The 11,994-nt window shown below is 61.8% G+C and carries 8 protein-coding genes and 2 pseudogenes; 4 read left to right on the top strand and 6 right to left on the bottom strand.

The genetic code is table 11. From position 1 onward, the window contains the following. Window positions 1–97: 97 nt before the first annotated feature. Window positions 98–903: pseudogene (locus BMI87_RS20000) on the top strand (IS3 family transposase); the annotation flags it as partial. Window positions 904–1,114: 211 nt separating this feature from the next. On the opposite strand, the gene BMI87_RS19995 reads toward BMI87_RS20000, so the two are convergent. Continuing rightward, window positions 1,115–2,398, bottom strand: coding sequence for an IS110 family transposase (locus BMI87_RS19995; protein WP_078523267.1), 1,284 nt, complete (start codon window positions 2,396–2,398; stop codon window positions 1,115–1,117). Window positions 2,399–2,533: 135 nt separating this feature from the next. Here BMI87_RS19995 and BMI87_RS19990 point away from each other — a divergent pair. Then, window positions 2,534–2,887, top strand: a pseudogene (locus tag BMI87_RS19990) (integrase core domain-containing protein); the annotation flags it as partial. Between the two features lie 269 nt (window positions 2,888–3,156). On the opposite strand, the gene BMI87_RS19985 reads toward BMI87_RS19990, so the two are convergent. From BMI87_RS19985 to BMI87_RS19960, 5 genes are all read right to left on the bottom strand, one after another. After that, entirely contained in the window at window positions 3,157–4,185 is a 1,029-nt protein-coding gene (locus BMI87_RS19985) for an IS110 family transposase (RefSeq protein ID WP_078523265.1), read from the bottom strand. Window positions 4,186–4,841: 656 nt separating this feature from the next. Then, a complete protein-coding gene (locus BMI87_RS19975; RefSeq protein WP_078523263.1) occupies window positions 4,842–6,206 on the bottom strand; it encodes a cytochrome c in 1,365 nt (454 codons plus the stop codon). Between the two features lie 13 nt (window positions 6,207–6,219). Next, complete coding sequence (locus BMI87_RS19970) at window positions 6,220–7,989, bottom strand: GMC family oxidoreductase (protein ID WP_078523262.1); 1,770 nt, start codon at window positions 7,987–7,989, stop codon at window positions 6,220–6,222. 3 nt (window positions 7,990–7,992) lie between these two features. Continuing rightward, window positions 7,993–8,694 (bottom strand): gluconate 2-dehydrogenase subunit 3 family protein, encoded by a 702-nt coding sequence (locus BMI87_RS19965; protein WP_078523261.1) that lies wholly within the window; start codon window positions 8,692–8,694, stop codon window positions 7,993–7,995. A gap of 361 nt (window positions 8,695–9,055) precedes the next feature. Further along, window positions 9,056–10,177, bottom strand: coding sequence for an iron-containing alcohol dehydrogenase (locus BMI87_RS19960; RefSeq protein ID WP_078523260.1), 1,122 nt, complete (start codon window positions 10,175–10,177; stop codon window positions 9,056–9,058). Window positions 10,178–10,510: 333 nt separating this feature from the next. Between BMI87_RS19960 and BMI87_RS19955 the strand changes: the two genes are divergently transcribed. Further along, on the top strand, window positions 10,511–10,963 hold the full coding sequence (locus BMI87_RS19955; protein WP_088736290.1) for a tripartite tricarboxylate transporter TctB family protein: 453 nt from the start codon (window positions 10,511–10,513) through the stop codon (window positions 10,961–10,963). 40 nt (window positions 10,964–11,003) lie between these two features. Further along, complete coding sequence (locus BMI87_RS19950; protein WP_078523259.1) at window positions 11,004–11,957, top strand: tripartite tricarboxylate transporter substrate binding protein; 954 nt, start codon at window positions 11,004–11,006, stop codon at window positions 11,955–11,957. Window positions 11,958–11,994: the final 37 nt, after the last annotated feature.

Raw genomic sequence — 11,994 nt, 5'->3', positions numbered from 1 at the left:
TTCCACTCCTCTTCCAGCCAAGGAAGCGTAGCGGAAAACTCCAGCTTCAAACGGTCCAGTTTCCGGGGATCAGATCAAACTCTGAAGGAGCAGACGAATGCGAAAAAGCCGTTTCACCGAGGCGCAGATTATTGGGATGATCAAGGAGCAGGAGGCAGGCATGCCGACAGCTGATGTGTGCCGCAGGCATGGCCTCAGCCCGGCGACCTTTTACAAGTTCAAGGCCAAGTATGGTGGCATGGAGCTCTCCGAGGCAGCCAGGCTGAAGGCGCTCGAAGACGAAAACGCCAAGCTCAAACGTCTGTTGGCCGACACCATGCTCGACAACGTGGTTCTGAAGGATCTGCTGGGAAAGAACTGACGACATTGATCAGGCGGCGAGAGGCGGCGCTCAGGGCGATGCGGGATCATGACATCTCGCAGCGTCGGGCCTGCCAGCTTGTCGGTGTCGACCCCAAGACGGTCCGGCGCACACGCCCGCCGGACTGCCCCGAGATCCGCGAGGAGATGAAGGAGATCGCCGGGAAGCGGCGCCGGTTTGGCTATCGCCGGATCGGCATCCTGCTTGAGCGCAAGGGCATGACCATGAACCACAAGAAGCTGTATCGGCTCTATCGCGAGGAAGGGCTATCGGTGAAGCGACGGCGTGGACGCAAGCGGGCTCGCGGGTCACGCACGCCGATGCCTGCGGCGGCGCATCCCAATGCGCGCTGGTCGCTCGACTTCCTGGCGGACAGCTTCGGCGCCTCGCGCAAGTTCCGTATTTTGGCCGTGATCGACGATTGTTGCAGAGAGAACCTGTGCCTGGTCGCCGATACCAGCATATCGGGCAAGCGTGTTGCCCGTGAACTCGATGCGCTGGTGCGGATCTACGGAAAGCCTGCTTGCATTGTCAGCGACAACGTCCTACGTCGGGAAGAATTTGCCGTTTTAGGCATTGGGTCACGGGGCATCCGAACGGTCGGACACCCTGTCGATGGTTGCCCAGGCGGGCTTCGCCGTCAAGAAGTGGTCTCTCCCATAGCAAACACAGGGTCAGCCTGAGCGCCGCCCTCACCGTCCTCAAGACGAGATCCGAATTCCCAAGCGAAAGGCCCGAACATTATCTACGAGGTCAGCGGACTGCCTCCACGGCACGACAGAGAGGGGTCCTTCCGCCTGGGCTCACCCCTTCGAAGAAGGGGCGATAGGGGGCGCCGGATTTGATCACGGCGTGAATGGTTCGGGCCATCTTGGCTGCGACAGCTGTGTAGGCTTTGCGCCTGAGATGCGGGTTGTGGCGGTCCTGTGCGATATAGCGCTCGAACTTGTCCCGGAAGCTGTTGGTGCGCTGGAGCACGGCGGTCTGGCCGGCCATCCAGAGCGTGCGTCGCAGCCGGGCATTACCATACTTCGAGATCCGGCTCTGGCCGCGGAACATGCCGGACTGGACCGTGGCGAGATCCATGCCGCAGAACTTCAGGAACTGACGATGGTGGGGAAAGCGGCGCAGATCCCCGGCCTCGGCCAGGATCGTCAGCGCGTTGATCGGTCCGATGCCCGGAACAGAGGTGAGCAGCCGGTAGTCAGGGTGATCGCCGAGCAGCTCGACGGCACGGTCCTCGATCGCATTGCGCTGGCGGATCAGGCTGCGCCCCTCAGCGAGCACCATCCGGAACATGCGCAAGGCATCGGAGTCTTCCGCGACCGGCAGGCCGACCGAGCAGCGTGCGGTCTCGTAAATGTCCGAGATGAGGGCAGTTTTGGAGACCTTGCGCCCGACCACCTGCCAGGCCGCGGCAATGAAGGCCTCCTTGTCCATCGCGGCGATCAGATGCGGCGACGGGAACATCTCGAGAAAGGCCAGGAACCAGTCGCTGCGCGAGCTGCGGTGGAAACGTGTCGCCTCAGGAAAGTAGAGCGGCAGGTAGTGACCCTGTATCCGGTGCCACAGTTCCGTCTTGGCTCGCGAGACGATCTCGTGCGTCTTCGACAATTCCTGAATGTCGTTGGTGCCGGCACGCAGAGGGTCCAGGAAGATCTGGGTCGCCCCGATCTGCAGCATGTGAAGGATGACCTGGGCGTCCTTCGGATCGTTCTTGTCCCAGCTGTTGTGCAGGGCTTCACGGGTCCGCGCCATCGCGATCGATGAGACGAGCTTGAGATCGAACCCCGCGGCGCCAAGCCGATACATCAGCGCCCGATGATAGTTGCCGGTGGCCTCGAAGCCTATCTGCACCGGAGAGTTGTAATCTCCGAGCAAGGCAATCAGACGGTCGATATCGTCCACGGTGTTCGTGATGGTCAGTCGCCGCCGGCGCCGCTTGCCAGGGGCGGCAATCAACACCTCGTGGCGGTGTTTGGAAATGTCGATGCCTACCAGAACACGGGCATCCGCAGTATGTTGAACCTTGGTCATAGCCGGTCTCCTCTGTGGTGTGGTTCCCAAAACCACTATAGAGACCCAAGCCCGGTTATGGCCGCCCGCTGCGCGATGGGAGGGCTCCGCGCGCGGCCATAACCTTCTAAAACAGCCGGCTTCCGGACGTGCTACGGGACGGAGTTCACCAGCCGGGCCATCCTGAGATGGGCCGACCAGAACGCCATTCCCTGGCACTACATCGACCCCGGCAAGCCGCAGCAGAACGCGTTCATCGAGTCCTTCAACGGAAGCCTGCGCGACGAATTATTAAACGAGGAGATCTTCGACACACTGGACGATGCCCGGCGCAAGTTGGCGCTCTGGCGCTACGACTACAACGCCGTCAGACCGCACTCGTCTCTGGGAAACCAGACGCCGCTCGAAGCGCGCCGGATGCTTGAGCAATTTGAGGGCTCCGCGCCCGGCGCGCTTGCCCACAACAACCGATCCGACTACCAATCTCAAACCTGCAGACTCTCGTTATGAACGAGGGCCCCAAGGGGGGCATGTATGAACTGCCTTCCCCTGCAAGTGATTTGTCGATGCGCCGCTGACCCTGCTTCTATGTATTCGGTCTTTCTTAGGGGCCGTTCGAGTTGCCCCTGACCAAGATGGGAAGTCGCGCGTCCTGTGTCTCGTTAGCTCATCGGCACTCAAGGGCCATGCCCCCCGTCAGACTTGCAGGACGCCGATCGGTCGTTGGTCCATCTCCTCCTCGCTCGCAGATTCCTTTGTCCGGTTGCGCGTTTGCCCGACTACAGGCCGCTCATGGCATTCGGCCGATATCTCTCACCCTTCGTCAGAACGGCCCAGGCAATACGTGCCATCTTGTTGGCCATGGCGACCGCCGCGACGTTCACATGCGCTCGCCCCTTCAAAGCGTCTGCCCAAGCCGTTATTGGCGACGTCCTGTCACGCACGAGATGCAGCACCGTTCGAGCTCCGTGGATGAAGAGCTTACGCAAATATCGGTTACCGTGTTTCGAGATGCCGATCAGCTTGGCCTTGCCACCTGTCGTGACCTGCCGCGGCACCAGACCAAGCCATGCGGCAAGATCACGACCTTTGCCAAAAGAGCTGCCGGTGCCGACAGCTGCTACGAGCGCTGTCGCAATCGTCGGACCGATGCCGGGGATCTCCATCAAGCGCTGCATATCGGCATCTGTCCTGGCCAGCGCCTTGATTTCGGTATCGATCGCCGCGACCCGCTCATTGATCACGCCCAGTTCTGACGCCATGTCAGTCACCAGCAGGCGCATTCGCGGGGAAAGATCGGAAGCGCCCTCTGCAGCCAATCTGGCAAGTTCCTTTTGGAAGACGTGGCGCCCAGTGCCAACCCGAATGCCGCGTTCCATCAAGAAGCCTCGACCCTGGTTGATCAAGCGCGTCCTGTCCGACACGAGGCGCTCCCGCGCACGGTGCAAAGCCTGAAGGTCGAGCTGTTCTTCCGATTTGATCGCAACGAATGACATCGTCGGGCGCGTCGCGGCTTCGGCAATCGCCTCCGCATCACGGTCGTCATTCTTGTGAACCTTCACATAGGGCCGGACATAGAGCGGCGACATCAACCGAGGCTCATGTCCCTTCTCAAGACAAAAGCGCCCGATGTGATGCGCCCCGCCGCAGGCTTCCATCGCAACCACGCAAGGCGGGAGCGTAGTAAGAAAGTCCAACAGCCGATGCCGCTGGAGCCGTTTGCGAAACACAACCGCTCCCGCTTCATCCAGCCCCGCAAGACTGCAAACGGTCTTGCCCAGATCAATGCCCAGAACCTCGATGTCCATCAGATGCTCCTCTCTCCACCTCTGCCCGCAATGATAGCAACGTTTGGTGGGAAGGCAGTTCATCCCATTAGGTCAGCTTCTCCCTCGCGAAGCTTCTCGACCTTATGGTCAAGCTGACCGAGATGTGGAGACAGGCTTCAGCAAATCCTCCGAGAAGGGCGGGTCGCGCTACTTCGTTCGAAACGATAAGGTCCGGACTCCCGTCGCAGCCTGATTTGGCGACGAAACCGAAGGACTCGGGCGGCAGAAATCTGCCGGGCATGTCCTAAACTCGAAAGGCTCCTGGTTCTCCAGCTGCGCTTCAGTCTTGACCGTCAGGGTCAAGCTTTCGGGGGCATCGTTTCGACCCTCTCGCACAGTCCGATATGCGAATTCCCGCAAGCGTGTTTGTTTTGACTCGCGCCGCACAAAGGTCCCCAAACATACATCGGCGATATGTTTGGGGGCCTCTTTGCGAGATATGAAAAAACCCCGCAAATCTGTGCGTTTCGTCGAGGCGTCGGTCTGCGGCGGGTTCACTCGACGAAGCTGTTTCGACGGGATCGCCAACTTGTTTTTCGCTGCCCGAAAGCGCCCCACCTCGAAGCAATGAGCTGAAAGCCAGCCCGGGACGGGACGAAAGAATGCAGGGCCGACAACGCCGGCCCCGCGAGGGATCACTCTTTCTCGTCGCGCAGTTTCGTCACCGCCGAGGAGTCGACGCTGCCTGCATCATTGCCCCAAGCTCCACGTAGGAAGCTTGCGATCTGGGCGACGTCCTCATCGCTCAGACGATGTGCGAAGCCTGGCATCTTGAGAGCTTCGGGACGCGTTGCAGTGGAGGGCATCGCCGCTCCGTTCAGGATCACGTCGATCAGGCCGGCGGTCTGATCTGCCGTTACGAGCGAGTTGCCTCCGAGCGAGGGGAACACGCCGGGCGATCCTTTGCCGTCGCTGAAGTGACAGGCCGCGCAATTGTCCATGTAGAGGCGCGCGCCCGGGCTAAGGTCTTTGCCCGCGACCAGCATGGCCGTGGTGTCGTCCTTGGCACTGTCCACCCGCTCGACACGGTTCGGCAGTTTCGTCGGGTCTTCGGCGGTCATTTCCGCCTTCGAACCCTCTTCGACGTTGCCCAGCCGGATCTTGCGCAGATAAGCAACCATCGCGTCGGCATCCTCGTCGGTCATGTATTGCAGCGAATGCTCGACTGCGAGAGCCATCTCGCCTGTGACGGCACTATGCGCGTTGCGGCCCGTCGTGAGATAGGCCTTGAGCTGATCGGCTGACCACATTTGCGCGGGCGCTCCGGCATCGCGCAGATCGGGCGCGGACCAGCCGTCGATCTCGCCCCCGCTGAGGAAGCTGTCGCTGGAGGCTGTTTTGCCATCCTCGGCCATGATCGCGTTGCGCGGACTGTGACAGGCGGCGCAGTGTCCCGGCCCCTGCACGAGATAAGCCCCGCGAGCGAGCTGATCGTCGCCGGAAATTGCATCCGAGGGGTGGAAGCCCGGATCGTCGAGCGCGGCCCAGTTCCACAGGCGAATGCCCCAGCGCTGGTTGAACGGGAAGGAGAGCGACGTTTCCTGCACCTCGTTCTCGACCGGCTTCACGTCATTCATGAAGTAGTCGTAGAGCGCCCGGACGTCCTTCTCGCTCAGGTGGCGATAGTTCTCGTAGGGCATCGCCGGGTAGAGATGGTTGCCCTCGTCATCCACGCCGTCGACCAGGGCCGCGCGGAAATCGGCAAGCGTCCAGTTGCCAATGCCGGTTTTCTTGTCGGGGGTGATGTTCGACGCATAGATCGCCCCCATCGGGCTTTCGATGGCCTTGCCGCCTGCGAAGGGCTTGCCGCCCTCGGAGGTGTGACAGGCGGCACAATCGCTCATCCGCGCGGCATAGAGCGGAGCACCCTTGTCGGGCGTCCAATCCGCCGCGACGTCTTCTGTCGGTTTCGTGCGCTGCACGGGCACGAAGATGATCGCCAAGAGGACGATCAGGCCAAGCACGATCAGCGCTGCGATGATGCGGAGGAAGGTTTTCATTTTCTCTCTCCTCTCACATCAACGGCCGGGGGTTCTTGAGATAGTCGTTGCGCAAGGCATCGACCGCCCAATAAGCCAGCGCCCCCAGCGGTCCCGTCGGATTATACTGGGTGTTCTGCGGATAGGCCGAAGCCCCCATGACAAACACGTTGTGACAATCCCAGCTTTGCAGGTAGCGATTGATCACCGAGGTGTTGGGATCGGTGCCCATCACCGCGCCGCCGACGTTATGGGTGCTCTGGTAGATCGTGGTGTCGTATTGCGAGCCTTCCTTCTTGTAGCCCGACGCCATCTTGTCGGGATTCATGCTGGTCGCGACATCCTCGATCTTGCTCTTCATGAACTGTGTCATCTTGATGTCGTTGGCCTTCCAGTTGAAGGTCATCCGCATCAGCGGGCGCCCGTGCCGGTCCTTGTAGGTCGGATCGAGGTCGAGATAGCAGTCGCGATAGGACATGTTCGACCCGTGCGAGCCGATGCCCATCTTGTGGTTATACCACTCGCCTGCGGCTTCCTTCCAACCCTGACCCCATTTCGGCGTGCCGGGTGGCGTGGAAAGCTGCCCAATCGGACGCCCGCCGCTATGGCCCGCTGTGATGTAGGAGCCGCCGATGAAACCTTCCTTGGCGAAGTCGATCTGGCTGATCGAATAATCGTCGATCGACATCCCGCCAGAGCCGGTGCCGATGAACGGATTGAACTTCTTGTCCTTGAAGTAGAGCGAGGTGCCCCCGGTCATCTGGTAGCAATAGTTGCGCCCGACGACGCCTTCACCGGTTGAAGGATCATAAGGCTGGCCGATATCGGACAGCAGCAGTAGATGCACATTGTGTAGCGAATAGGCGCAGACCAAAACGAGATCCGCAGGCTGGAAAACCTCTTCGCCGCTCTTCTCGTCGAAATAGGTCACCCCCTTGGCGGTCTTGCCGTCGGCGGCCTTCTCGATCTTGAGCACTTCCGAATTCGTCTTGTAGCTGAAATTCGGCATCCGCTTCAGCGCGCCGAGAACGCAGGTCTGAGGCGACGCCTTGGAGTAGTTCAGACAGCCGAACCGCTCGCAGAAGCCACAATAGTTACAGGCCCCTAGCTGCATCCCGTATTCATTCGTATAGGCGCGGCTCGCATTCGCCGCGGGGCGCGGGAAGGGGTGGAGACCCTTCTTGCGGGCGGCATCGGCGAACAGTTCGGAGTCGTAGGTGTTGGCCAGCGGAGGGTTGGGATACTCGCTGGAGCGCGGCCCCTCGAACGGGTTGCCGCCCTCCTGAATGTCGCCGTTCAGGTTGCCTGCCTTGCCCGAGATGCCCAGCAGCTTCTCGAACCGGTCGTAATGCGGCTCAAGCTCCTCGTAGGTCACGCCCCAGTCCTGGATCTGCATGTCCTCGGGAATAATGTCGGCGCCGAAATTCTCTTCGACATAGGATTTCAGGCGCAGCTCGGCCGGTTGCGTGCGCCAGGTCTGGCCGTTCCAGTGGATACCGGCTCCGCCGACGCCATCGCCGGGCAGGAACGAGCCCAGATGCCTGTAGGGCAGGGCGGTGTCGTTCACGCCGTGACGGATCGTCAGGGTCGACTTGCGCGGCTTTTGCATGAAGCCGTAGCGGATCGCGTATTTCAGCTCGTCGATGACGCCCGGATATTGGAAGTCCGGGATCGTGTCGCGGTCTTCGCCGCGCTCGAGCGCCAGCACTTCAAGCCCTTCCTTCGCCATCTCCATCCCGAGGATCGAGCCGGTCCAGCCGAGCCCGATGATCACGACGTCTTTTTTCGGATCAGTTCTAGCCATGGTTCACGCCCTCTCGCCTGCAATGTCGACCGCGCTGAGCGGGTAGGTCTCGTTGAAGCGTGAAACCCATTCGGTGTAGGCGCCGCGCGCGCCGGGGAAGCCGACATAGGTCCAGGCTTTCATCCCGTGATTGCCGCCATACATCGGGTCGGCGAAATAGCCTTCCTTGGTGTTCTGCAGCAGGAGGGAGAAGAAATCGCGCTGCTCGGGCTTGAGCGAAACCTCGCCTTTCTCGAGCGACGTCAGCGCGGCGTCCTGCGTCTTCGCATCGAGATCGGCAAAGCCTTTGCCGTGCTTGTCCTGGCACCATTGCTCGAACACCGGGATGGCCGCGCGGTAAACTTCGGCAGGGGTCAGCGGGCTTTGATAACCCAGAAGCGGGTCGGCATCGGGCTGGAACGGGCCTTCCATATACCAATCCGCAGCCGCGCCGAAATCTCCGGCAAGCTGGCGGTCGATGAAGACCGGCACGCGGGTCTCGAGCGCGCCGGGGCCGTCGCCATCCGCTGGGATCAGGCGGTCGCAGGCGGCCATGACGAAGGCATATTCCTCGGCGGTGAAATAGCTGGGTTCATAGTCCTCGAGCGGCGGCAGCTCTTCCTTAGTCTGCGCCTCAGCCGAGGCGGCAATCACCGCCAAGGCCGCACCAGCTGCAGAGCCTTTGAGAAAGCCGCGCCGAGAAGGACGTCCTGGCAAATCGGTCACTTGAAATCTCCTGTCTCTATGTGCCGAGCGGCCGAAGCGTCGGGAGAAGGCTTGTTCCTTGCGCTCGGAGCCGCGTCGGCGTCGGTCGCTCACGGGTGCGACAGGCTGTCACACCTTCTTATCCACCTATCGCGACGGGCGCGTGAGCAAAGCGACGCCGCGTCACTGTTTCGTGAGGTGGAAACCGGAGTCGGAATTTTGTCGTATGCGCGCGCGCGAGACATGGATTCTCGCACAGGGCACGTTTGACTCGCGCCTGTGTAATGCGCGGACCGCTCGGGTTAAAAGACACGGCTTGACAGCTACGCGCCCCGCCGTCCCTATCTGTTAGTCACGCGGCTGGCAGCCGTGGCGTTCGGGATCAATAAGCTGCGAGGTAGATCGCCTCGATCTCGGTGACCGACAGATCGCGCGGGTTCCAGTCGAGCAGACGGCGGATGCCATGCGCCTCTTGCGCCATCGTCGCGAGATCGTCTTCCGGCACGCCATGCGCCCGCAGCCGCATATCGAGACCAAGATCGGAACAGAACGCCGTGGCGCGAGCGCGCACCGCATCTTCATCGCCGAACTCGAAACCGAGCGCGGCGCAGATTTGCGCGGTCTTTTCCGGTGCCGCCGCGCTATTGGCCGCCAGAACGTGAGGGAAGATCAAGGCATTGGCGATGCCGTGGGCCATCTTGTGGCGCGTGCCGAGCGGGTAGGAGAGCGCGTGACCAGCAGTCGTATTGACCGGCCCGAGGCAGACGCCGCCATAAAAGGCCGCAAGTGAGAGCCCCGCACGCGCAGCCACATTGTCGCCATCCGTCACTGCCGTCTTCAGGTGCTTGCCGACGAGTTCGATTCCCTGCAACGCATAGGCGTCGATGATCGGGTGGGCGCGCTTCGAGGTGAAGGCTTCCACGCAATGCGCCATCGCATCCACGCCGGTCGCCGCCGTCACCATCGGCGGCACGCTTAGCGTCAGCATCGGATCGATGATCGCGATATCGGCGAGCATGTGCGTGCTCTCGGTGGCGACCTTGGCCAGCGTGTCCGGATCGGTCACAAGCGCGCGCGTGCCGACCTCGGAGCCAGTGCCCGCCGTGGTCGGCACCTGCACCAGTCCGACCTTGCGGGCCGGGGCGCGGTTCGGGCCGGAAATCTCTGAGAGCTGCAGATCGGTGCCCGCCATCACGGCCACCAGCTTCGCCAGATCCATCGCCGAGCCGCCGCCGAAGCCGATGATCACATCCGCGCCCTTGGCGGCAGCGACCGCCGCCATCAGGTTGTTACGGTCGGGTTCGGGCTGCACCGTACCGAAGCAGCCGACTTCGCCGAGACCGAGGCGCTCGAGACGGTTAGCATTCACCGGATCGGCGATCACGAAGGGCTTGGCATAGCCACGCTCGGCGACCCAGCCCGGCAGATTGGCAAGCGCGCCTTCACCGAAGTGCAGGGCCGACGGCCGCAGAAGAGTGATTGTATCGGTGAGTGCATTGGCCATATGGGGCTCCGGCTGTCATCTGGTTTGCGTTGCGGGCTCGCGCCATCAAAAACTCTGTACGATCCCGCTCAATTTGGAGGTATTCAAGGTGTCGACGGAAAATTTGTCAACATATGAATTTTAGGTTTGTCGCGGCGTGGCGTGGGCAAGGATTCGGTAATCTTTGGAAAAACAATCGCTTACCGAAGCAAGCAAACGGTGTCGAGTTTCCGAAGCCAGTTGCTCAGCGAAACAAGTTTACAAAAGTGTCTTGACAGCAGACCCCGCGACGACGAGGGTCGGGACCGAGTTTTACCGAGGCGCAGAGGTCGCCGATCGCTCAGGAGGAGTCGCGTGAACGAAGGTAAAAGCGATATCTGGATCGGGTTCGGCCTGCTGGCGCTCTGCGCTTTCGCGGCATGGCGATCCCTTCTGGTCCGCACGGTCGAAACCGGCACCATCGCCGGGGCGACCTTCATGCCGTGGTTGATGATCGGCGGCCTGGCGATTTTGGCTCTGGTGATGATCGCCCGAGCTTTGCGGCGCGGCGGGCTGACCGGCGGGGCCCAGATCGACATGCCCGATCGCGGAACGTTGGTCCGGATGGGCCTGCTGACGGTGCTGCTGATTGCCTATGCCGCAGCGTTCATGACCCTCGGATATCTAGCCTCGACCGTGATCGTTTTCGTGCTCGGGTTGCTGCTGTTCCGTGAACGCCGCCCGCTGGTGCTGATCCTCGTGCCGATCGTTCTGACCGGCGCCATCTATCTCGGGTTCACGCGGCTGCTGCAGGTTTGGCTGCCCTGATCCGCGAACCCGTTTTCCTGTTTCAAAAGTGGAGGAGACCATGAAGAAAGTTCTGACCCTTGGCGTGCTTGCAACGCTCGTCGCCGCACCGGCGCTTGCGGAATTCCCCGAGCGCCCGATCCAGATCATCGTGCCCTATTCGGCTGGCGGCAGCACCGATCTCGGCATGCGCCTGATGGCTGACAGCCTGAAGCGCCACATCGACGGCGCGACCGTCGTTGTGCGCGACCAGCCCGGCGGTGGCGGCTCGATCGGCACCTCGGCCACGCTGCACGCCCGTCCCGACGGCTACACGCTCGGCGCGGGTGCGCAGGGCCCGCTCGCCATCAAGCCGCATATCGGCGGCACTGATTACACCCTCGACGATGTCGACTTCATCGGTCTCTATGCCCGTAGCCTTCAGGTCTTCGTGGCCTGTGCCGACGCGCCGTTCACCGACTGGGACAGCTTCATGAAATACGCCAAGGAGCAGCCGGTTCAGGTCGGCAACTCGGGCGCGGGCGGCGCGAACCAGGTCTCCGCCGAAGCCTTCGCCAAGCAGGCGGACATCAAGATCGAAAGCGTGCCCTATCCGGGCTCCGCAGATGCGCGCACCGCCTGTGTCGGTGGCCACATTCAGGCGATGGTCGCTTCGCCCGCCGAGGCGCTGGCCGCGTCGAAAGCCGGTCAGATGACCCCGATCTTCGTCATGGAAGACAAGCGCATCGACCTGTTCCCCGACACGCCGACCGCGACCGAAGAAGGTGTCGATTTTACCTGGTCGTCGTGGAAAGGCATCATCGCGCCGAAGGGCCTGCCGGATGACGTGCGTTCGAAGCTGGTCGACGCGGTGAAAGCGGCCTCCGAGGACCAAGAGTTCAAGGACAAGATGACCGCGATGGGCGAGTTCGTGACCTACGAAGACCCGGAGACGTTCAAGGCTCGCGCCGAGCATGACAGCGAAGTTTCCAAAGGCGTGCTCGACGATCTCGGCATGACCGGAATGAACAACTGATCCGACCTACCCCGATCCCCGGCGGGCTGACGCCGGG

Source organism: Thioclava sp. F28-4, from assembly GCF_002020045.1.
GTDB lineage: Bacteria > Pseudomonadota > Alphaproteobacteria > Rhodobacterales > Rhodobacteraceae > Thioclava > Thioclava sediminum.
This window is presented reverse-complemented; position numbering and strand designations above follow the sequence as displayed.

Bases quoted from the DNA above. Each gene is read 5' to 3' on its own strand.
- BMI87_RS19960 (WP_078523260.1), bottom strand. From the start codon at position 10,177: ATGGCCAATGCACTCACCGATACAATCACTCTTCTGCGGCCGTCGGCC.
- BMI87_RS19995 (WP_078523267.1), bottom strand. From the start codon at position 2,398: ATGACCAAGGTTCAACATACTGCGGATGCCCGTGTTCTGGTAGGCATC.
- BMI87_RS19950 (WP_078523259.1), top strand. From the start codon at position 11,004: ATGAAGAAAGTTCTGACCCTTGGCGTGCTTGCAACGCTCGTCGCCGCA.
- BMI87_RS19970 (WP_078523262.1), bottom strand. From the start codon at position 7,989: ATGGCTAGAACTGATCCGAAAAAAGACGTCGTGATCATCGGGCTCGGC.
- BMI87_RS19985 (WP_078523265.1), bottom strand. From the start codon at position 4,185: ATGGACATCGAGGTTCTGGGCATTGATCTGGGCAAGACCGTTTGCAGT.
- BMI87_RS19975 (WP_078523263.1), bottom strand. From the start codon at position 6,206: ATGAAAACCTTCCTCCGCATCATCGCAGCGCTGATCGTGCTTGGCCTG.